Source organism: Marinomonas sp. A3A (genome assembly GCF_018336955.1).
Lineage (GTDB): Bacteria > Pseudomonadota > Gammaproteobacteria > Pseudomonadales > Marinomonadaceae > Marinomonas > Marinomonas lutimaris.
This window is the reverse complement of the sequence record NZ_CP025532.1, coordinates 1,073,528-1,096,261: the sequence shown is the minus strand read 5'-3', so window position 1 is coordinate 1,096,261 and position 22,734 is coordinate 1,073,528. Positions and strand designations below refer to the sequence as shown.

The following is a 22,734-nucleotide window of genomic DNA, read 5'->3' as shown; positions in this document are numbered from 1 at the left end:
AAATACTAGAACAATTTTTTACAGCACAGTAAGCTAACTGTTTAACAAAATAATTGGGCTTCAATATGGATAATGCTGATACCCTTATAGGACCATCAAGCAAGGTGGACCATCTACTACAGGAGAACTCTCTACTTCGAACATTATTTGAGTTCTCTCTTCGCCCCGCAATATTCGTCACCGACCCAGATAATGACTTTAAATTTGTTTTGGTAAACCAAGCTGCCTGTGAGCACTTTAACGTAACCCGAGAACAAATTTACCAATGGACCCCACTAGATGTTGATCCATCCTTTACTAAGGAAACACTTCATGATTTGTTAGCAGATTTAAAAAAAAATAAAACCAAGACTTTTGAGTCTAATCACTTACTACCCAACGGCAAAAGTGTTCCAGTAGAAATAATTACCAACTTATTTGAGTTCAACGATAAACAATTTATCGTGGGTTATTTCTCGAATATCGAAGAGCGGAAATTAGAAGAAAAGCGACGGAATGAGGAACAAATAAAGCGGGAGCACGATCTACTAGAACAACAATATCAAAAAATATTCGACAACTTATATGATCGAGTATATTTGTTAGAAGTAGCTGACAACAAAATTCTCAATATCAATAACACAAACATTTCTAACTCGAAAACATCAACAATACTATGCAACAAGCTATGTTTGGAAGACATCATCCCTCCTTCAAAGTTGCTCTTGTTCGAATCTCAAAAGCAGCTCTGCTTAAGCAAAAAAGAAAGCTGTCACTACGAAGAAACAATCATCCAAGCAGATAATTTAAGCATACACTTAGATATTGTTTTAATCCCAATAATATCTTCTACAGAAGAAGTAAAACGTATAATTCTGGTCGCTCGGGACATCACAGAAAAAAAGAATAAAGAAGAAGAGTTGGCACGTAAGGAGCAGGAATTTCGCGCTTTAGTCGAACTTTCAAAGGACATTATCACTCGCTACGATATTAATTTAAAGAGGATTTATGCAAATCCTGCGTTCACAACACTTTCTCCCATAAAAGAAAACGACATTCCATCATCAATAGAATTTCACAATAAATTAACCCAAGTTTTTCAGTCTGGAGTTAGCCAAACATTAGACCTTTCTCGATTTGTCCATAATGAAGAGCGCTTCTACGAAATTCATTTTATTCCTGAATTTGATCTGAATACAAAAGTTATTAGCGTCCTTTGCATAGGCCGAGACTGTAGTGCAAAAAAACATGCAGAACGAGCCTTATTAAAACGGGAGGAAGAGTTTCGATCATTAGTTGAAAATTCTCTAGATAATATAACCAGACATGCTCCTGATGGTCGTCGAATCTATATAAACCCTATTAGCGCACGTTCAGCTGCCCCTCTTGCTCAAACCTTGATGAACACCACCCCCGAAGAATACCCAGGCGGAGAAAGCGGCCTTTTGTACCAACAAAAAATCCAGCAAGTCGCCAAAAACAAAACAGCAGCTGAATTCGAGCTCTATTGGACATCAAAAAACAGACAAAAGTGTTCATTAATTAGTCTAGTCCCCGAACAAGATAAAGATGGCTCAGTCATTAGTATACTAGCTATAGGCAGAGATATTACCGAGCTAAAGAAAATCAGTAACGATCTCAAACAATCGCAATCTCAACTTCGCGACCTTGCCGCACATCAGGAACGAGCAAAAGAAAACGAGCGTAGACAGATCGCCAGAGAGCTACATGACGAACTAGGGCAGCAATTAACAGCACTAAAAATAGAAACACAAATTCTAGAAGTACGTTATGGACACTTAGACACAACGTTCAAAGAACAAATTTCACGTATTAAAGATCAACTAAAAAACACCATTTCGTTCACGCGTGGTTTTGTTTCTTGGCTACGACCAGCCGCACTGGACCTTGGTTTTACAGCTGCATTGGAATGGTTAGTAGACGATATTGCCAAACTGAATACAAGCTGCCATTTCAATTTAGAACTCTCACATGAGGATATTGATGTATGTGAAGAAAAAGCTATTGCCCTGTTTCGTATCGCCCAAGAATCACTAACAAACATTATCAAGCACGCCTATGCCAGCCAAGTGAATATTAAACTCAAGCTACAGAACTCTTTTTTAGTGATGAAGATAAAAGATAATGGATGTGGTTTTGATACGAAACAATACAACACAAAATCCTTCGGTTTGGTCGGCATTAAAGAGCGAAGTATCATGATCGAAGCCTCATTAAATTTAACCAGCAAGATAGGACAAGGCACATGTATTATCGTCCGCACGCCTTTAGAAAAGAAAAAAAAGCAACAACAAAACTAATTATTGTGGATGATCATTCCATTGTAAGAGCAGGCTTAAAACAACTCTTTTCTATATATAGAGATATTGAATTGGTGGCCGAAGCCGAAAACGGAGAGCAAGCGATTGAACTCATTAGGCAACATCGTCCCGATGTGATCACCTTAGACATACTTATGCCAGGATTGAGTGGCATTCCCCTCATTGAAGCCATTTTAAAAGAGTTTCCTGAACAAGCCATTCTTATATTAAGCATGCATAACGACACACAAATCACCCGTAGGACATTAAGAGCAGGCGTTAGAGGCTACCTCAGCAAAGACTGCGACACTGAAACTCTGCTTGATGCCATCCGTAGCATTCATCACGGTGGGCGATATATCCAACCAGATGTCGCGCAAAAGCTTGCCTTTGAATATGACGATGCTATTGATAGCCCTAAACACAAGACACTATCTAAACGAGAATTTCACATATTCTGCCAGCTCGCAAAAGGAACCAGCATTAGTGATATTGCTCAGACATTAAGCATCAGTAACAAAACAGTCAGCACACATAAATTTCGTTTAATGCAAAAAATGGGCTTCTCAAGCCACTCAGAAATTATCCGCTACGCCTTGGCTCACAACCTTATTAACTAACTAATTAGTACAGCTAAATTCCTTTCATATCTAATTTAGGACAAGGAAAGTGCTCGGCAAACTTCAAGGATGATGGAACCTAACGACACAATTTTTCACTCATTGCTCGGATAATAGAACTTTTACTCGCACTAAGAAGCAGTGACTAGTTTTATCTAAACACTATTTCGATCACTCACTTGCATTACATGGGAAGGTATCAGCTATGTCGATAGGTATTCAATCAAACTCGTTTGGAGGTGGGATTAATTCATTTGATTCATCGAATTTATCCACTGATTTTTCTCAACAGGGAAAAAACACCAGCTCAAGTCAAAAGCTAGGAGGAGAGCAAGGTGGCTCTATGGAGCAACTAGTCGAGCTGCTAGTAAAAACACTTGTCGATATGCTGAAGCAACAAGGTGCCAACGGCCAAAGTAATGGCGGCGGCATGAATGGCATGGGCGGCATGAATGGCGCCGCTCAAGATGGTGGCCTCGCTGGAGGGCTTGGTGGTGCTTTAGGCAACAAACTCCTCGATACATTAACAGACAGTCTGGGCGGCGGCGATAAAAATGCTGGAGCAACAGGCACAGGCAATGCAGACAGAAGTAATGGACAAAACAATGGTATGGGAAGTTCGGATGGCCAAATGAAGCCTGAAGAATTAATGAAAATGCTGATCATGGCCATGTTGCAAATGATGTTAAACCAAGACAGTCAAGGTGGCGCAAACAAGGGTGGCATGGATGGGGCTGGAGCGCTAGGCAACAATGCAGGCCCAAACAGCACAGGTGCAGCTGGGCCAAGTAATGCAGGTGCAGCTGGACCAAGCAATAGCAGTGCTTCCAGTGAAGGCGGCTCATTGCTAAAAGATTTAGGCAAAAGCCTTGTTGATATGGGCAACTCTCTTATGCAAGGCGTAGGAGAAAGCGCACTAAATAATGCAATCAGTCCAACCAAAGATGGTGGCGGTCAAGTCGAAGATCTACTCAAAGACTTTCTCAAACTCATCGCCAAAATGATGGATAACAACTCAGGTGAATTCAGTAGTCCAGCTGGAGCTGGTGATACAAATTCAGCGGCCCCAAAAATCGAATTATCTATTCAAACCAGTTAATCACCTATTAAGGAATTGACCTAGTCAATTCCTTACGTTTATGACTTAAACAAACTCCATTATCTATGAGGCCTCATATGAACACTCAACTATCAAACACAGCTGCTCCACAATTCACAACATGGCAAGCTCTTATTGAGCAAGGCGATGGGTATCTCACTCCCGAGCAACGCCAAACTTTTGAAAAAGCGATCAACATGCTAATAGAGCGCTTTCACGTGACACTTGGGAAGGCAATATCTCCCGCAGAACAAGCAGAAACCTTTGATTTTCAGAATTATATCGAAAGCATGGAAGAACGCTTTCTAAAGGACACACCAAAGGACGATGAGCTACAGCAGGATGTTGCTTTGACCGCTGCACGTATCATTGAACAAATTGGTCAAATTATTCAACAGGGAAAATAGCGATCAATTGTCTTGTCTTTAATTAATAGGAAGCAAGGTTGATGAACTTGCTTCCTATTAATCACTTCATCATTCCTTTTTGCAGATCATTTTTATCGCTAGGCAATTTTAGGAACCAATTCCACAGTAATTCCACCAATATCAACAGAAAGATATCCTTAAACTGATTGACGGCGGCATTTACCTCATGAATATATCGTCTACCAACAATGCGACATTGAACACGATGTTCAACACTACGACGGCACCACAAAAGGCCACCGAAGTGAAAAGTGTAGCGAACAATGAATCAGACAACATGGAGGAAATCTCCATGAAGTTTAGCGAAAGCATAGAGCGCAACTCAAAAAGCTTAGAAAAGAGGACTATTAAACCCCAGACGCAAATGCGCGCAGAAAAATTAGAGGCCCTTTATAAACTATTAGCTGGGCAAGGCGATCAGCTGCACGAAGAAATACAAAGAATTCTTGCCAGAGGACAACAGGCTCTTTCGATGGAAGCCTTTATGTCCGCAGCAAATGGAGACCCCACCAAGGCAGAGGTTCTACTTCAGCATGCAACCCATCAGACAAAAACCTCTGGGAATCAAGCATTGCTCAAAACGTTACAAAATATCTCACAAGAACTCAACGAAGAGCATGGTCAAGATATCTTAGCTGGCATAAACACAGCAGAAGCGCTGGCGATGTACTCTCAAGACCCTCAGCAAAGACAAAATATGCGCAATCTTTATTACCGAAATATTGTTGGACAAGGATCACTGGCAGCTATTTTCGATACGTTATTAAGCCAATTTGACGAAAAACATTTTGCACAAGGTATACATACGCTTATGCGAGCGTTATCAGATGATATTTCCTCTCTGTTTCCATCTAAACCAGGTGCACAACTAAAAGCGCTACTAAAAGACCTTACCGCGAGCCAGAAGCTAAACAGCATACTCAATAGTAGTCGCGATTTATTAGACCGTGTTTCTACTCAGCACCCTCCCCAAGATATGAGCGCTGCGCGCCTAACAAAACGCCTAATTGATTTTACTCAGGGAAGCCTTTATCCAAGGGAAATAAAAAGCCTAAGCGATGACACAGTCGGACAAGATCCGCTTAAGCATGTAAAGTTTCTCAACTCACTCTACCCCTTAGTTAAAGAAATGCCTCTACCACTCTGGAAAGACGGTGAATCTAGACGCAGCGCGCTGCAAGTCATTTTACGCATGATGACCGAATACACTCATTACGAGCGCCAACATCTGGCAAGCACGCAAGCTCATCAAGTACAACAATAGCAGAGACACGGAGAGATCGAATGCCAACACCCTCAATGATGCCTACAGAACGCCAAAATTTTTTTATGCGTCGTGCAGACGACAATGATTTGATCTTCGCACGTGAGCTCATATGCAACAATATGATGAGCTACTACAAAATGATTGGGCTTGATTGGAACAATGATGCTTTCCAAGAAATATGGAACCTGACATCTAATATCATCGTCACTCCCCCTGAGAAAGATGCTTCTCCAATCGGCGTCATGAGAATGCATATTAGCGATCAAGAGGCCACCTTGTGGGATCTGCAATTGTTGTCTGAATACCGTAATCAAGGTATAGGAAAACAACTTCTGCAGCACTGCATCCAAATATCACGTAATGCAGGCTGCAAGCTCATCACTCTCAATGTCTGCAAGACCAATCCTGCGTTTTCATTGTATCAGCGTGCCGGATTTCAAATCGACAACGAGACCGAACACCAAATAAAAATGAAATTTTTACTATCTTGAAGTCATCGAGCACGCTATGAACACACTTTTTAACATTCTAAATCGTATCGCCATCAGTGCAATGAAGCGCTCAGAAGTCGTTGGCGCTGTCTTTGTTATGGCCATTGTCTTTATGATGATTATTCCTTTACCAACAGGTCTATTGGATGTTTTGATCGCCATAAACATAAGCTTGTCTTCACTCTTAGTCGCGCTAGCAATGTACCTACCGGGTCCGCTGGCATTTTCATCTTTCCCTGCCGTTTTATTGCTAACCACCATGTTTCGCTTAGCACTATCTATCTCCACCACCCGACTTATCTTACTCGAACAAGATGCTGGGGATATCGTCGAAGCATTTGGTAACTTCGTTGTCGGTGGAAACCTCACGGTCGGTCTCGTCATTTTCTTAATTCTAACCGTCGTTAATTTCTTAGTGATCACCAAAGGTTCAGAACGGGTCGCTGAAGTTGCCGCTCGTTTCACATTAGATGCCATGCCAGGCAAACAAATGTCCATCGATAGCGACCTTCGTGCAGGATTAATTGATGCAAATGATGCACGTTTTCGTCGCGAGCAGTTAGCCAAAGAAAGCCAACTATTTGGTGCCATGGATGGCGCGATGAAATTTGTGAAAGGCGATGCTATCGCCGGTCTTGTCATCGTTTTTATTAACTTAATTGGTGGTTTTTCTATTGGCACATTACAGCACGACATGTCAGCCTCGGAATCCATGCATCTATATTCGGTCTTAACTATCGGCGACGGCCTCATTGCACAAATCCCAGCACTTCTAATATCCCTCACTGCCGGCATGATCATCACTCGAGTGGCACCTGACAACCAAGCTCTAGATGCCAATATAGGGCGTGAAATGGCAGAGCAAATTACAAGTCAACCGAAAGCCTGGATTATTGCTGCCTTTGGTATGACAGGCTTCGCACTTCTTCCAGGCATGCCTACGATTATTTTTTTAGTGCTCGCAAGCTTGTCTTTCACCTGCGGTATTTTCCAGCTATTCAAGGCACATCGCATTCTAAAAATGCGAGAATCTAATCAGCTTTCTGCAGACATGCCACCAGAACAAAATGGTGTTGAAGATATTCGTCGCTTCAACCCTGCCAGAGCCTATTTATTACAATTCCACCCTTGCCGTAGTGGAGAAAGCGATCCGTTTACCGTCGATCTTATTCAACATGCACGTAAGTGTCGTAACCGTATCGTTAACCAATATGGTATCACCCTACCTTCGTTCGATATTGCTTATAATGATGAACTAGCTGAAGATGAATTCTGTTTCTGTGTCTATGAAGTTCCCACTTTAAGAGCCACTTATATAAAAGATAAGATAGCCATAGAACGAGAGTTCGTGCCAGAAAATCACCTTGAAGAAGGTGAGCAAGCACCAGGCAATAGAGAAGAAGAACGCTGGCTATGGTTTTCGATCAACCATCCTATTTGTCAACAAGAAGACATACCAAAGGCGACGCCAGATACCCTGATTATCGAACGATTAGAACGACTTTTCTTTGCCACAGGACCACAATTTATCGGTTTACAAGAAACCAAGGCCATCCTTAGCTGGGTAGAAATGGAACAATCAGAACTAGCGCAAGAGCTGCAGAGAGTTCTGCCTATGTCACGGTTTGCCGCTGTATTACAACGCCTTGCCGCTGAAAGCGTTCCACTTAGAGCAATACGTCCAATTGCTGAGGCCCTCATAGAACATGGTCAATATGAACGAGATATAGGAGCCCTAACTGACTATGTGCGAGTAAGCTTAAAAGCACAGATTTGTCATCAATACAGCACGGTCGATGGCATGCATGTATGGCTGTTAACGCCGGAGGCGGAAGAACTGTTGAGGGACTCATTACGCCAAACTCAAACAGAGTCATTTTTTGCTTTACCGCCAGAAGTGAATCATACTCTAGTGCAACAGCTAAACTCGTCGTTTCCAGTTCTAGCAAAGCCAAAACCTGTTATGCTGGTAGCTCAAGACCTACGTCGAGTATTGCGAAATTTACTACAAGATGAGTTTAACCATGTCCCTGTATTGTCATTCTCTGAGCTACAAAGCACTTCACAAGTTAATGTATTAGGACGTATTTCTTTTGAAACCTAACCTATCCCTAGACAAACATATCACTACCAATACTAAACTGGCCTTACAAACTAGAATACTGACGCTATTCATTTTACTTACAATAGGACTCACTTCTATTTCCGTTTATCGCGAAATAAATAACGCTCAAGCGCAAGTAAAAAAAAGTTTAGCTATTGCTACATCTTTAAGCAAAAACGCTATCGATAACCTATCTAAAGGTCGTGCCCTAGATACCTTGTCACACATAGAAAAAAATGAATTACAAGCACAGATAAATAGCCTCACACAACATTTCAATTGCCAGCTATATATCATTAATAAAGAAGAAAACCTGCTATTTACCGGCTCAGAAGGCGGACCTTTCAACACGGCAGCAGGACAGCAACTACATAATATTACAGGTCTAAGCCAAGCCATTAGCAAAATACTAGCGGAACAAAAGGAGGAGGCCTATTACGATGGAATAAGCAATCAACATCTGCTAAAAATACTGCCCTTAGAATCACCTAATATGTTCATTGTAGGGGATACCCCGCTACCAGCTTGGTATATGAATTTAGGTGGATCGCTATATTTCTTGTTCATTGGACTAACAGGGCTATTACTTGCTCGTAAATGGATCAAGCAAGCAATCACTGACTGGCGTCGTCAAAACTTGAGCCAAACCATTATGGACTCTTTAACCAGCCTACCTAATCGTCGTGGTATGGAGCTCTTTTTACAGCAGGCATTTGCTACACCATCCTCTGCAACAAATCCACACTCTCTGTTATTAATTAGCTTGGATCATTTTGCGCAGGTCAACATCCACTATGGAACGGATGCTGGCGATATGATTTTAAAACAGATCTCTAGCCGAATACGAACCTTACTGGATTCAGAAGATCTTGTTGGGCGCTGGGATGGTGATACCTTTTTAATTCTCCATAAAGGCATATCTGACACTAATGCAGCCACCATAGCTGAAAAAGTGTTCTTAGATATCAATAGAATAAACTTCGATATAGCAGGAGAAACGGTTCGTATCAATATCAGCATTGGCGTGCATACGATCAACGATCCAGATACGCAACGCTTTTCTCTAGCACACACAGAACAGGCTCTGCGTAAAGCAAAGAAAAAAGAAGACCACCATGTGGTCTACAGCAACGGTATCGCCTAAATAAAGCCTCCTGAGCACTTAACCGAGCATATCTATCAATAGTTATTCACTCTTAAGTGCTCTCTCAACAGTCATCACATTCTATCTCCCTTGCTATTCACTTAGGGAACTCATCCCGTACTTATGCCACTTAATAGTTGAATCTTAGAACTGTCATAGATGTGACTCTAGGAGAAGTTTTAATTTTTTAGGACAAGCTATCATGTACGAATTACGAGTTCTGACGGGTCTACATCGTGGCGCAGCTCTCCCCTTAATTGGGCAACAATGGAATCTCGGTAATGATGACAACGCCGATCTTGCTTTATTTGATCCAGGGATCAGACCAAAGCATTGCCGCCTTATTCAGTTAGAAAATGGCTGGGGATTAGAAAGCGAACAAGGCAAGATTACCGATAACGAAGGCCACAAAGTCGATAAAATTGACCTTCTTTCGGTGAATGCCTCTTTCGCATTAAGTGGTATTTGGATGAGCATTGTTGACGCAAACACCCCGTGGCAACAATACGAAGAAGATGAGCTGATTACCCAAAATATCGAAGATGCTTCAAATAGCCCCAAAAAAACAGCGAAAAGCCCCAAAAGAACCAAATCCCTTATCAACTTCACTTTGGGTTTTTTAAGCGCTGGAGCCATCGTCGCTACGAGCACTTGGGCTTCTTTAAACACCAGCTCTTTTGACAAACCACAAGCCACTAAAAAACAGGAAGAAACAAAACCTGCAGAGCAGTTACTGCCTAATCTATCAACAGAACCAGAAGTGATCAGCCAGCTACGTACAATGCTGCAAGCACGAGAATTAGATAGCCTGGTTCAGGTCAAATCTAGCAACAACCAAATCGTCATCAATGGCGCTATTGACGATTCAGATCGAGAGCGATTAACGCGTATGTTGAAACGCTTTAACAAACAGTTTTATACGTCGATCAAGATCACAAATCAAACCTCTGAATTACCAGTAAATCTACCCTTTAAAATTGTGCAAATCACATCCGGATCAATGGGGAGCGTTGTCACCAATACTGGCAAACGATTATTCGTTGGTGACGAGCTAGACGGTATGCGCTTGATGTCAGTTAGTGAGAATAAGATCATTTTCAAAGGCAAACAGGACTATGAGGTAAACTGGTAATGCAAACCTCATCTCGGTTACAAAACTGGGGGGAAGAGCGAAAACACCATTTTTCAAACCTTCATCCGGTCAAGATCCAAGGCAAAGTATTGCAGATTAATGGCATATTATTAGAAAGCCATCTACCTTTTGCTCGAATTGGTGACCTATGTACCATTCACGGTGAAAATGGCAAAGAAATTTTAGCCGAAATCATTGGCTTTAACGCTGAAACAGTACTGCTCTCTGCTCTCGCCGCCCTAGAGGGAATCGAAGCAGGTGCACTTATCACCCCTCATTATCAATCACATCATATTGAAAGTAGTGACGCGTTATTTGGCTCTGTATTAGATGGTTTTGGACGACTATTACAAGGACCAAAAGACGCCTTCACCTTGGCAAAAAGTGAGACGATTACTCCCGTGATCAATGAAGCTCTGGCCCCCACCCAACGCCCACGAATAAGCACACCGATGCCCACAGGCATTCGCGCTATCGACGGTTTACTTACCATAGGTGAAGGTCAGCGCATTGGCGTTTTTGCAGGGGCGGGCTGTGGTAAAACCACCCTACTTGCCGAGCTAGCTCGCAACATGCCCTGCGATGTTATTGTCTTTGGCCTTATTGGTGAGCGGGGCCGAGAACTTAGAGAATTTCTAGACCACGAACTAGACGATGAACTACGCAGCCGCTCTATTCTTATATGCTCTACATCGGATAGAACCAGTATGGAGCGTAGCCGTGCCGCTTCAACCGCCACAGCCATTGCAGAAGGTTTTCGAGCTCGCGGTAAACGTGTTTTATTGCTCATTGACTCTCTCACACGCTTTGCGAGAGCCCAGCGAGAAATCGGCCTTGCCGCAGGCGAGCCACCAGGTAGAGGCGGCTTTCCTCCGTCGGTTTACACTATGTTGCCACGCCTAGTTGAACGTGCTGGCAATATGGAAGGAGCAGGATCTATTACAGCACTTTACACAGTGTTAATTGAGGGCGACGTTATAGCAGGCGACCCAGTTGCAGACGAAGTACGTTCATTATTGGATGGCCATATTATTTTGTCGCGAAAACTAGCGGAGAAAAACCATTACCCAGCGATTGATGTACTTGGCAGCATCAGCCGAACTATGGGCAATGTAACCGACTCTTCTCATATCCAATCTGCTGGAAAAATGCGTAACCTCATGTCCGCTTACAAAGAAGTAGAAATGCTGATTCGCCTTGGAGAATATGAACAGGGCCACGACCCATTGACCGACTCTGCGGTCTCGTTAAATGGGCCTATCAACACATTTCTTAAGCAGTCTATGCGAGCACCATCATCGCTCAATGATACCGTTGAACAATTAAGTCAGTTGGTATCCCATGCTAACGACTAAACCCAGATTCGTGATTGAAGAATCACCTCCTCCTAATCCTGAACAACAAACGCTAAAAGATACCTTAGCGATTCTTATGCCAATTCGTGCCCACCGCCAGTTCAAGAGTGAACAACAATGGCGAGAGGCAAAGCTAAAACTAAAACAAATAGAGCAACAAATTGAAGAAATGGAAGCCCATCTTGAATCACAAAAACAAGAGCATTTAACTCGCCGCCAAGAACTAAGCGATACACACCAAGGCCAAACACTTAACCAAAAGAACTTGAACGAGTGGATAGGTGAAGAGAAACAGTTGTTGGTCAAATTAGACACAATTAACCGTGAGCTAAACGCTCTACACCAAACGCTTCAAAAACAACAAGAAATAGAGCAACAAGCCAAAGCCCAAGTTCAAGTTAAACAACGAGACCTTGAAAGACTCACGACCTTAAAAAACGAAATTGAGGAGGCCTTATGAACATGGCGACTTCCCAAGCCACCAGTCAACCAGACAGAGAAAGAAACACTCAAGCACTAGAAAATAAGCCGCGAGCAAGGGGCAATGATGAACTGATCGCAGACTCATCCTTGTTTAGTTCGTTTGTTTATCCATTCATACCACCATTATTGGAACCAAACAGCCCGATTGAAAACACGGCCCCTATATCTAAAGCGCCACATTCAATCTATCTTCCACCTCACTTAAATGACGAAATGGTCTTGGATTCGCTGGAAGTACAAGTATCCGATGAACTTAGCGGTAAACAACCCTCTTTCAATTGCACGCTAATCCTACCTCACTTAGGCGAAGTTAAAATGAACGCCAGCCAATCATCCAGTCAATGGCATATTAATTTGGCTTTTAACAAACCAGAAGCATTGGAATACTTACGTCGGACTCAGTCAACGGCAACCCATCGCCTACGCGAGAAGCTAGGGGCAAATGTCATTCTAGGCTTATCCTTAATAAAGGAGAAAGTCACTAATGAGTAACTTTTTAAACACACGTCGTTCCATCAATGCAATGGATATTCCACTCAATAAACGTCTTGGCCGTGGTGTAAACCTAGCTTATAAGGGTAAAGAAAAAGGCACCTTAACGCTCGACTATGGATCCCCTTTTTTTTCACCTAACGATTATCTTGAGATTCAAACGGATATTGGCTGCATTGGCATTAAGATCAATCAAGCCGAACATTGCTTAAATCTTTTTTCCAGTGTGCCCTTTGTGTTAACGCCCTCCGTTACGCAAATAGAAAAACAAGAATGGTATATAGAGCTGTATAACCAGTGTTTATTTTCTAGCTTTCGTGCTCTATTTGGTCGCCTCACAATAAGCCGCACACCATTATTAGACGATGTAAGACCCTATGAGCTCAACTGGAATGAAGAAGCAAGCACTGGAACAGCCTCGCTATTACTCTCCCCTAGCACTTTAGAACAGATGTTAGAGCGTCAGCCTTGGCAGTTTTATTCGTTTCTAGACATTTCTGAACTGATACTGTCCTCTCCTGTCCGCTTAGCAACGACTCGTATTCGATATTCGCAACTAAAACGGTTAGATATCGGCGATATATTAATCCCTGATCGGCCTTTTTTTTCTAGTGAAGGCCAAGGCAGCCTACGTCTATCTAATCTAATTCTGCAACTAGACTTCACCGATAATGGAACTCTTCGCTCTTATAAGGTCACTCAACTACATAAAGCAGCAGTAGAAGAGCTAAATATGTACAACGAGAATGAAGAACATACCTCAAATGAAACACCAACACATCTTGACGAGGATAATGCTTTGAACATCCTCCCCAATGCGGAACATAACAACCCAGCTAGAATAATACCAGAGACACAAATCGCTCTATCTCTGTGTGCTGGAGAAGTGTCTCTCAGTCTACACGAGCTAAGCCAATTGCGTGTTGGTAGCACTCTCACTGCTATTGGTGAGATGCCCGGACACGCAACGCTTTACAAGGGCAATATCGCGGTTGCCCATGGTGAACTAGTTGAAGTTGATGGCCGCTTAGGTGTGCAACTTACCCAAATTCTACTGAATCAAGTACCTCGTTCCGAGGGAGCTAACACATGAATCTTGGCCAAGTCGATCCGATGCTATTCGCCCTCTTTTTAGGAGGGTTATCATTGCTTCCTATCATGCTTATTGTCTGCACCGCTTTCTTAAAAATATCCATGGTGCTTTTAATTACCCGTAATGCCATGGGGGTTCAACAAGTACCGCCAAATATGGCCATTTATGGTATCGCTCTAGCTGCAACGTTTTTTGTAATGGCGCCGGTCTTCAAAGACATCAGTATCAAGGTAAAAGAGACGCCACCTGACTTTTCGTCATTGGACGCAATGCAAACCAGCGTTAACCACCTTATTGGGCCACTACAAGCCTTTATGTCTCGAAATGTTGCCCCTGATATCCAGTCCCATTTAATGGATACAACAGCACAAATTTGGCCCAAGGAAATGGCAGAAAAGGTTACCAAAGATGACCTTATGATTGTGATCCCCTCCTTTATGCTTTCAGAGCTACAAGCTGGACTGAAAATAGGCTTTCTAATTTACATCCCCTTTATCGTGATTGACCTAATTGTCTCTAATTTACTTCTAGCATTAGGAATGCAAATGGTATCGCCAATGACCATTTCTCTACCACTAAAGATTTTACTATTTGTACTCGTCGATGGTTGGAGCCGACTACTGGACGGACTCTTTTACACCTATATCTAAGCATTAAATCTGAGGCAAGTATCATGGACGTATTAACACTTTTTAAGCAAGGAATGGTATTGGTTGTCATGTTGTCTGCTCCACCTCTTTTGGTTGCCTTGCTTGTCGGCGTGATCGTCTCGTTATTACAGGCTCTACTACAAGTGCAGGATCAAACATTACCATTCGCCATAAAACTGGTTGCCGTCTCAGTGACCCTAGCATTAACGGGGCGTTGGCTTGGTGTGGAGTTAATTCAATTCACCGGACAAATGTTCAATCTGATTGCATTAACAAGAGCGTAAGACATGGTTTTCCAAGGAATAGAACCTTTAACAGACTGGTTATTATCTATTGCATTAGCGATGGCACGTTTGTACCCATGCTTATTACTGGTTCCAATCTTCTCCTTCCACGAATTAAAAGGCATGCTGCGCTACGCGATTGTTGTGATTATGGCGCTTATGGTTTCTCCTGGCATTCATGAAGCATTACCTAGCGACCACTCTTGGCTCACACTTTTTTTACTGTACTTCAAAGAAGCCGTACTAGGCATGTTATTAGGAACCCTGCTGGCCATTCCTTTTTGGTTGTTTGAGTCTATTGGGGCTTTATTTGATAACCAACGAGGCGCCTTAATGGGTGGACAACTTAACCCTTCTTTAGGTGCAGACTTCACACCACTTGGTTTCCTTTTTAAGCAAACATTAATTGTATTAATCGTTACAACGGGCATGTTTCCATTTCTATTGCAAATCATCTGGGACAGTTATGTTATCTGGCCACCTACTGATTGGTTTCCAAGCCCGTCACCAGATGGAATGGAGGTCTATCTGAGCCTATTAAAACAAGCATTTGTTGATTTGGTCCTATACGCTCTTCCTCTTGTAGCACTTCTGCTATTTATTGAATTTGGCATGGCGCTACTCAGTCTATACAGCCCACAACTACAAGTTTTTGTGCTGTCGATGCCATTAAAATGCCTAGTCGGTCTGGGCTTTTTAATCCTATATATACCAACGCTGTTTTATTTAGCCGCAGAACGGAATCAAGAATGGCTTCAATTTGATCACATCCTAAAACAACTATTAACCGTTGATTAATTAGGCCTATCTCATGAGCGAAAAAACGGAGAAAGCGACCCCAAAGAAAGAACAGGACTCCAGAAAAAAAGGGCAGGTTGGGCAAAGCCAAGATGTCCATAAGCTCATGATCGCCGCAGCCCTTTTTGAAGTCATACTAGCAATGGTAGACAATAGCATGGCTAGCCTCACCTCTATGGTGTCAACGCCTCTATACTTACTAAATCAACCCTTCTCATACGCCATACAAAAAGTACTCGTTCAATGCAGTACTATTGCTGGATCACTCATTATTATGGCGATAGGAATTGCCGTTATAATGAGGCTTGCAGGAGCTTGGATTCAATTTGGTTTTCTATTTGCTCCAGAAGCATTAAAACTGGATTTTAATAAACTCAATCCCATGAGCCAACTAAAAAACATGTTTTCAGGTAAAAAGCTGTTTGAACTCTTCAATAGCCTAGCTAAAGCGATTGCTTTAGGGTTTATTCTCTACCTTCTCATCACCCCCTCTCTTCAAACATTGATAAAAATACCACTCACCGATATCAATACTGCATGGCATGGTATAGTGCAAATATTCATAAAAATAGAGCGAACCTGCCTAATGGCATTGCTGGTCTTGGCCAGCATAGATTTCGGTATGCAAAAATACTTCCATTTGAAAAGCCTTCGAATGAGTAAAGACGATATAAAACAAGAGTACAAAAACTCCGAAGGAGACCCACACACAAAGGGCCATCGACGCTCTGAAGCCCAACGTTTAGCAAATGAAGACATCCCGACGCCACAAAAACAACAACCTCAAAACTTGGGAGAAGCAGACGCTTTAATCGTCAACCCCACTCACTTTGCTGTCGCCTTATACTACCGCCCAGAAATTACCCCCTTACCTAAAATCATTTGCAAAGGAATGGATAACGATGCATTAGATTTAATTTCTCAAGCAAAGAAGAACAACATCCCAATCATACGTTTTGTATGGCTTGCTCGTACGCTACATAAAGAAGATGTAGGGAGCTATATTCCTCGTAAAACTCTACGCTATGTCGCAAAAATATACCAAGTTATTAAAGATTTTGACAAAGATGCTATGCAAGATGGTCTGCTACCTATACCAGACCTAGAGTCTTTATAAAAGCCTGCTTCTCTTACCCCCCAAAAAAACAATCTTAAATACTCCAACTAAATCGATCAATCGATCAATCGATCACGACAACTTTACTAATCGAAAAAAAACAAAAACGAACAACCATATAAAGCCATAAAAAAGATAAGAATAAAAAACAAATCAAAGCCACAAACAAACAAAACAAATGATTACATCGCATGTAATCATTTATTTACATTAAAATAAAAACACATGAAAACGAAAAATTAAACGCAAAAAATAAAACACCTAAGCCATTGTTTTTAAATGATTTTAACAAAGACTATCAGGCCAATTTATTATTGCTATAAAAATAAGCACAGCCCCCTATTAATAAAATGTTTTTTTCTGTTAACCTTTAACACCTCAAAAGAAAAAATTAAGGGAACTAAAAATGACTTTCGTCCACTCAACTAATAAAGAAAAAATAAATATTGAAAACTTATTTAAAAACCAAAACAGTAGACTAAAAAAATTCATTAGTAAAAAAATATGGAAAAATGAGGATGTCGAAGAAGTTCTACAATTAACTTATTTAGAAGCTATTCGTTGTAAAGATAAGTTTAATGGTGAATCAAAACCTGAAACATGGTTGTTTGGTATTGCCTCAAATTTAACAAAAAATTATTTCAAACGTCACTACAAGCAACCACACACAGAAGAAATCACAGAATTATTAATATCTGAACTACAATCAGATATTGAAACAGATCCAGCTATTTTAATTGAATATGAATATACTTTAGAAAAAACACTAGCGGCAATGGCTAGCTTACCTCAGGAAACACAGCATATTCTCAACATGATTGTAGATAATGAATACAGCTATCAGGAAGCTGCAGATAATATTGGAGTACCAATTGGCACTATTCGCTCCAGACTTTCAAGAGCTCGACAAGTTCTAAAAAAATGTTTGATCTGAAATCATCATGTAAAAAACAAGAGCGGTAGTAATCTATTTTATTACTGCTCTTATTAGGAACCAAGGAAGAGTATTAGTCACTTAAGTAAAAAGACTGAAACCAATACATATATAAAATCATAAGGAATAAAGATGACTGAGACACAGTTAAAAGCTGAACAGCTAATTAAAAATTTTGGGGGAAAAATCAACACTCCTCTCTCTTTAGAGAATGGCGTCTGCGCTATATACGATTTAAACAACCAAGAACAAGCAATAATTGAAGTTCCAGAGCACAGTGAAAATATAATTTTGCACTGTACGATAATAAAGATTACTGCAGATATTTCCGTACAATCATTACAAAAATTATTATTATTAAACTTTGAGGTCAGTGCTATGCAGGGTTGCTGGTTGGCGATTGATGAAGAAGATCAAATTTGTTTATGTCACATCTTAGACATCAAAAAAACCGATGAAAAATATTTTTCCAATACTCTCGTAGGTTTCATGGAAAAGGCAAAAGATGTTCGACTATTTGTAACAAGCTTACTAATCCCCATGCAAAAACATTGAAAAACTAAAACTACCACCTAAATCCATTTAAAATAAAAATGGAACTTATTTTTATTAAAATCCACCTATATTACGTACAAAAACTTCTAATTAATATAATGCGAGGTGACTATGTCTTCCATTAATTCGACACGCTCTCAATTAGACCTACAATTTAACCGTACTCTAAAAAACATGGATAATCTAATCACAAATTTAGACAATGCCTCCCTTGAAGATGTCTATGCTTTTAACTCCGCTATGCGACAAAATGCCACTGCAAGTTGGGCAGTAAACCAAGAAGTACAGGTTAAACATAACCTAGCTAAAACCATAATCAATGAAATTCGTTAGCCATGTTTTCAACTGCTGAACTAAAAAATAGCCTATGTCACTTTCTAGTAGGCTCAAAAGCACGTATTAGTTTTGCAATCGAACAACATCAATGCGAGCTAATTAAAGTAAATCAAGGCATAAATTGTTTGATCAGTATTGACGCAGAAAACAACAAAGTTGCCCCCGATCTACTATCACGACTAACACAAATAGGGGCAAACCAATTTCCAGGAAAACCGATCTTAGGCTCTGACGGGATGTATTGGCTTGAAGTTTGGCAGCCTTTATCAAAAGCTTCAGATACAAATAGCGAGAAGCTAATGGCAATCATTGAAATACTGGCGAATCAGGCTGCGGTTTGGAATGAAATGTTAAACAATTTTAAGCCGAACAAAACGACCTCGGCGCCAAACGATATGCTTAAGTTTGCAACTCGATTATCTAAAAGTCCCAGCCCTTTTTAAACGCCTTATTATATTTATACATTTTGATACAAGGCCATATTAAGAGAAGCATATGCGCAAAATTTCATTCGTTTTTATATTACTAATTGGTCTCTGGAACACCCAAGTTCAAAGTGCTGTGCCGGAGCTATGGAAGAAAAATGCTTATGCTTATGATGCAGACAATACGTCTCTAGAAGATGCTCTTAATACCTTTGCTAAAACATTTGGTGTAAGCCTAAATCTTGATCGTGTAAAAGGCGTTGTCGAAGGTAAGATCCGAGCTAACTCAGCCGTTGACTTCCTGAACCGCCTAGGCATGGAACATCAATTTCTTTGGTTTGTTTACAACGGTACTCTTTATATTAGCCCTCTCAATGACCAGCGATCTGTCAGCTTAGATGTATCTAAAGACGCCATTTCTGATTTAAAAGAAGCCCTGCTACAAGTTGGCTTATTAGAAGAACGTTTTGGCTGGGGGGAATTACCGGATGAAGGTACAGTCATCATTTCTGGGCCAAGAAAATACGTTGATTTTATACGCTCACTGACCAAGAAAAAAAAGAAAGGTGATGATAAGTATGAAGTCATGGTATTTCCACTTAAATACGCACTAGCGGATAACCGAACAATTCAATATCGAGAAAAAGATATCGAAATACCAGGCGTAGCCAGCATGTTACAAAGCCTATTTGACGAAAAGAGCAGCACGCCAATGGCTATGAATACCTTAGATATGACTCTAGGAAGTAGCATGCAGGCACTGGATTCATTACAAGACCTCGCTCGTCAACGAGCACAGAGCAAAATGTTAGATAGAAGCACATCACAAGAACAAATTGCATCAAGACTATCAGACAAGAAAAAAAAGAACTCCAAAATCAGTGCCGATATTCGTAACAATGCCATATTAATAATGGACGATTATGAAAAACATGACATGTACCAAAAGCTAATAGATCAACTCGATTTACCTCGTAGTGTCATTGAAATCGATGCAATCATCCTAGATATTGATAAAAATAAGCTACAAGAACTTGGTATTAACTGGCAAGGAGGGTCAGGCAGCACTGAAGTGTCCTTCAATACGTCAGGCACAGATCCATTTCTTCCCAGTGGTTCATCAGCCACCGTATTAATTCAAGATTTTGGCCATTTTTTTGCGAGAATCCGTGCGATGGAAAGTGATGGAGATGCCTCACTCGTCGCCAATCCATCTATTCTAACCATTGAAAATCAACCTGCTGTCATAGACTTTAATAACACGTCTTATATTAGCTCCATTGGCGAACGGGTAGCCAACGTTACTCCTATTACGGCAGGCACTAGCTTACAAGTGGTTCCTCGCCTAATAAAAGACCAAGCTAACAGCCTAATTCAGCTTTCACTTGATATTGAAGATGGCGGTATTGAGTCCCAACAAGACCAAAATACACCTTCAGTTAATCGTGGCAGCATCAGCACTCAAGCTGTGGTACAAGCACAACGTTCATTAGTCATTGGAGGGTTTCGAGTTGAAAGAAATACTCAACAATACAATAAAATACCACTATTAGGAGACATTCCAGGACTTGGTAAATTATTCAGTTATTCCAGCAATAATCAGTCAAAACGTGAACGCTTATTCATTATCACTCCTAGACTAGTCGGCAATGAAGTTGACCCTCTCAAATATGTGTCGTCAGAAAACCGTGAAGCATTGGCTTCAGCGATAAAGAGTCAAGAGAAAAAGCTGGCCAGAGAGCATAATAAGATTACTCGCACAGAAGTAAGTGATGCTTTTGCCGACCTCGTTAATTTATATGTTCCGGAAGGCTTTGAGCCGCAGACAGATATCCCCTTTTCATTAGACAATTATTGCCGAGAGGAAGGGCCACTACAAATCAACAAGCAAAATCGACAATGGTATAAAGGAAAGAAATTCAACATCGTAGTCGGCACCATTGAAAATCAAGGCTTAGAATCAGTGCGCTTCGATGAAGCCAATTGCGCACAGCGGGATACGATAGCAGTAGCTGTTCAGCCTAACGCCATGCTTAAGCCGGGAGAGTCCATTGAAGTGATACTCGCGGTACACCTACCTACTAATTCCGCTACAACAAGATCCTCTTTACTGGCTCAAACCACTTCAAACGAAAACAATTAGGCTTCTTATAATGAAACACATAATACTCATATTGACCCTTGTTTTGACTGGCTGCGCCAATAACCAAACCAAACCCTGCAACTCAGAAAGCTGTAAACGTCCCCTTTCTACCGAAGCTGATTTAGTCATTTGGTGGAGCGCAGACATGCGTGATGGATTAAAACAAGGGGAAAACATTACTCGCTATACGCTTAACCAGTGAAGACTCTTAACATACCAAGACAATAGAAGCACAGTGCTCATTTATTCCCCACATTGTGGGAACCACTTCTCAATAAACACCACTCAATCGATACCAAACACAAATTGCTACGACTCGCTCTAGCAACTCAATCTAACTTGATCACGGATATCGAGGTATAAACCATGCTAAGTTTAGAAATGCGTTTAACCCCGCCAAGCAATTGGCAACAAAATGCTAACTCTTCTAACATTTCTGATAAACCAGAGGGTATGAACCAAGGCTTAGGTGGTGATAAGCAGATGTCCTCTGAGATGCAAGACAACCCTCTTTTAAAGCTGCTCACAGTACTGCTCTCTGCTTTAATGCAAAAAGGCCAGCAAGGCAATGCAGACAATGATCAACTCAATTCGTCCTTAGGAAAACCTGATAGCGCTAATAGCATAATGGGCGACCTTGCCAATAACCTACTTAAAAATATGTTACAGCCAGCGGCACAAGATGGTGCTCAGCTTTCCGAAGCCGCTAAACCACTGAATCGCGAAGTAGGTAAGTTAATGGATACTAATCCAGAGACATTTGGTACACCGGACTCCCCTAAAACAGCAACTCAGACAGCACCATCGAATACATCCAGCAGTAATCCTATGACAGAAAAAAGCACCACAACCACCTCTAATTCATCCGTTAATAGCACCATGTTTCCTACCGCATCCTCTGATGCCGTGGTGATTGATGAGCCAATTGTCGTAAAAGCTGGTGAAACATTTGACGGAGCAGGAAAAACCTTTACGGCAAGCAGTAAATTGGGTGATGGCGGTCAATCTGAAGACCAAAAACCTCTTTTCATTTTAGAAGACGGAGCATCATTAAAAAATGTAGTGCTTGGCGACAATGAAGCTGATGGCATTCATACCTACGGTGACGCCAAATTGGACAATGTTCACTGGACCGATGTTGGTGAAGATGCCATGACCATGAAAAAAGGTGGACGAGTCGAGATATCCAATAGCAGCGCTAAAAATGCTGATGACAAAATATTCCAACTAAATGATTCAGGCACATTGATACTGAACAATGTTCAGGCGGATAACTTTGGCAAACTGGTTCGCACTAATGGTGGGCAACAAGGCGACTGGGATATTCAATTAAATGATGTAAAAGCGACCAATGGTAAACACGCACTGGTACAGAGTGACAGCTCAACAGTTAATGTGACAGCCAACAATGTACAGACTGAAAACGTGAAAGGAATGTACAAGCTTCCGTCTTCCGCTTCTCTTTCTCTCAACTAATACTATTA

At 41.2% G+C, this 22,734-nt stretch carries 23 protein-coding genes and 1 pseudogene; all 24 read left to right on the top strand.

Features of this window, described 5'->3' with window-relative positions:
* Positions 1 to 65: 65 nt before the first annotated feature.
* The 24 genes and pseudogenes from CYL31_RS05060 to CYL31_RS04945 all read left to right on the top strand — a co-directional run bounded on the left by CYL31_RS05060 (position 66) and on the right by CYL31_RS04945 (position 22,726).
* Entirely contained in the window at positions 66 to 2,300 is a 2,235-nt protein-coding gene (locus tag CYL31_RS05060) for a PAS domain-containing protein (RefSeq protein WP_212917876.1), read from the top strand.
* Positions 2,246 to 2,920: a response regulator gene (locus tag CYL31_RS05055; protein WP_212917875.1), complete on the top strand. Its 675-nt coding sequence runs from the start codon at positions 2,246 to 2,248 to the stop codon at positions 2,918 to 2,920. The genes CYL31_RS05060 and CYL31_RS05055 overlap by 55 nt, the downstream gene beginning before the upstream one ends.
* A 205-nt stretch (positions 2,921 to 3,125) precedes the next feature.
* A complete protein-coding gene (locus CYL31_RS05050) occupies positions 3,126 to 4,019 on the top strand; it encodes a hypothetical protein (RefSeq protein ID WP_212917874.1) in 894 nt (297 codons plus the stop codon).
* Positions 4,020 to 4,096: 77 nt separating this feature from the next.
* Complete coding sequence (locus CYL31_RS05045) at positions 4,097 to 4,426, top strand: hypothetical protein (RefSeq protein WP_212917873.1); 330 nt, start codon at positions 4,097 to 4,099, stop codon at positions 4,424 to 4,426.
* 187 nt (positions 4,427 to 4,613) lie between these two features.
* The gene (sctW, locus tag CYL31_RS05040; RefSeq protein WP_212917872.1) at positions 4,614 to 5,711 is read left to right on the top strand and encodes a type III secretion system gatekeeper subunit SctW; all 1,098 of its coding nucleotides are present in this window, start codon (positions 4,614 to 4,616) and stop codon (positions 5,709 to 5,711) included.
* 20 nt (positions 5,712 to 5,731) lie between these two features.
* Entirely contained in the window at positions 5,732 to 6,205 is a 474-nt protein-coding gene (locus tag CYL31_RS05035) for a GNAT family N-acetyltransferase (protein WP_212917871.1), read from the top strand.
* 16 nt (positions 6,206 to 6,221) lie between these two features.
* Entirely contained in the window at positions 6,222 to 8,309 is a 2,088-nt protein-coding gene (sctV, locus tag CYL31_RS05030) for a type III secretion system export apparatus subunit SctV (protein WP_212917870.1), read from the top strand.
* Positions 8,299 to 9,453: a GGDEF domain-containing protein gene (locus CYL31_RS05025; protein ID WP_212917869.1), complete on the top strand. Its 1,155-nt coding sequence runs from the start codon at positions 8,299 to 8,301 to the stop codon at positions 9,451 to 9,453. The genes sctV and CYL31_RS05025 overlap by 11 nt, the downstream gene beginning before the upstream one ends.
* A gap of 202 nt (positions 9,454 to 9,655) precedes the next feature.
* Positions 9,656 to 10,390, top strand: a pseudogene (locus tag CYL31_RS05020) (FHA domain-containing protein); the annotation flags it as partial.
* Between the two features lie 194 nt (positions 10,391 to 10,584).
* Complete coding sequence (locus tag CYL31_RS05015) at positions 10,585 to 11,940, top strand: FliI/YscN family ATPase (protein ID WP_212917867.1); 1,356 nt, start codon at positions 10,585 to 10,587, stop codon at positions 11,938 to 11,940.
* Positions 11,927 to 12,400 (top strand): hypothetical protein, encoded by a 474-nt coding sequence (locus CYL31_RS05010; RefSeq protein WP_212917866.1) that lies wholly within the window; start codon positions 11,927 to 11,929, stop codon positions 12,398 to 12,400. The genes CYL31_RS05015 and CYL31_RS05010 overlap by 14 nt, the downstream gene beginning before the upstream one ends.
* Positions 12,397 to 12,915, top strand: coding sequence for a type III secretion system HrpP C-terminal domain-containing protein (locus CYL31_RS05005; RefSeq protein ID WP_212917865.1), 519 nt, complete (start codon positions 12,397 to 12,399; stop codon positions 12,913 to 12,915). The genes CYL31_RS05010 and CYL31_RS05005 overlap by 4 nt, the downstream gene beginning before the upstream one ends.
* Positions 12,908 to 14,008 carry a FliM/FliN family flagellar motor switch protein gene (locus CYL31_RS05000; protein ID WP_212917864.1) on the top strand — a complete coding sequence of 367 codons (1,101 nt, stop codon included), beginning with the start codon at positions 12,908 to 12,910 and terminating at the stop codon, positions 14,006 to 14,008. Before CYL31_RS05005 ends, CYL31_RS05000 begins: the two co-directional genes overlap by 8 nt.
* The gene (gene sctR, locus CYL31_RS04995) at positions 14,005 to 14,658 is read left to right on the top strand and encodes a type III secretion system export apparatus subunit SctR (RefSeq protein ID WP_212917863.1); all 654 of its coding nucleotides are present in this window, start codon (positions 14,005 to 14,007) and stop codon (positions 14,656 to 14,658) included. Before CYL31_RS05000 ends, sctR begins: the two co-directional genes overlap by 4 nt.
* A gap of 23 nt (positions 14,659 to 14,681) precedes the next feature.
* Positions 14,682 to 14,942: a type III secretion system export apparatus subunit SctS gene (gene sctS / locus CYL31_RS04990; protein WP_212917862.1), complete on the top strand. Its 261-nt coding sequence runs from the start codon at positions 14,682 to 14,684 to the stop codon at positions 14,940 to 14,942.
* 3 nt (positions 14,943 to 14,945) lie between these two features.
* On the top strand, positions 14,946 to 15,740 hold the full coding sequence (gene sctT, locus CYL31_RS04985; RefSeq protein ID WP_212917861.1) for a type III secretion system export apparatus subunit SctT: 795 nt from the start codon (positions 14,946 to 14,948) through the stop codon (positions 15,738 to 15,740).
* A 13-nt stretch (positions 15,741 to 15,753) separates the two neighbouring features.
* Positions 15,754 to 16,857 (top strand): type III secretion system export apparatus subunit SctU, encoded by a 1,104-nt coding sequence (gene sctU, locus CYL31_RS04980; RefSeq protein WP_212917860.1) that lies wholly within the window; start codon positions 15,754 to 15,756, stop codon positions 16,855 to 16,857.
* A 406-nt stretch (positions 16,858 to 17,263) separates the two neighbouring features.
* Positions 17,264 to 17,791: an RNA polymerase sigma factor gene (locus tag CYL31_RS04975; protein WP_212917859.1), complete on the top strand. Its 528-nt coding sequence runs from the start codon at positions 17,264 to 17,266 to the stop codon at positions 17,789 to 17,791.
* A 132-nt stretch (positions 17,792 to 17,923) separates the two neighbouring features.
* Positions 17,924 to 18,346, top strand: a complete 423-nt coding sequence (locus CYL31_RS04970) for a type III secretion system chaperone (RefSeq protein WP_212917858.1) — start codon at positions 17,924 to 17,926, stop codon at positions 18,344 to 18,346.
* 111 nt (positions 18,347 to 18,457) lie between these two features.
* Positions 18,458 to 18,679: a serine kinase gene (locus CYL31_RS04965; protein ID WP_212917857.1), complete on the top strand. Its 222-nt coding sequence runs from the start codon at positions 18,458 to 18,460 to the stop codon at positions 18,677 to 18,679.
* Positions 18,680 to 18,681: 2 nt separating this feature from the next.
* Positions 18,682 to 19,125, top strand: a complete 444-nt coding sequence (locus CYL31_RS04960) for a hypothetical protein (RefSeq protein ID WP_212917856.1) — start codon at positions 18,682 to 18,684, stop codon at positions 19,123 to 19,125.
* A gap of 52 nt (positions 19,126 to 19,177) precedes the next feature.
* Positions 19,178 to 21,250 carry a type III secretion system outer membrane ring subunit SctC gene (gene sctC, locus CYL31_RS04955; RefSeq protein ID WP_212917855.1) on the top strand — a complete coding sequence of 691 codons (2,073 nt, stop codon included), beginning with the start codon at positions 19,178 to 19,180 and terminating at the stop codon, positions 21,248 to 21,250.
* A 10-nt stretch (positions 21,251 to 21,260) separates the two neighbouring features.
* Positions 21,261 to 21,452 (top strand): HrpT family type III secretion system protein, encoded by a 192-nt coding sequence (gene hrpT, locus CYL31_RS04950; RefSeq protein WP_212917854.1) that lies wholly within the window; start codon positions 21,261 to 21,263, stop codon positions 21,450 to 21,452.
* Positions 21,453 to 21,616: 164 nt separating this feature from the next.
* Positions 21,617 to 22,726, top strand: a complete 1,110-nt coding sequence (locus CYL31_RS04945; protein WP_212917853.1) for a pectate lyase — start codon at positions 21,617 to 21,619, stop codon at positions 22,724 to 22,726.
* The last annotated feature ends 8 nt before the right edge of the window (positions 22,727 to 22,734 follow it).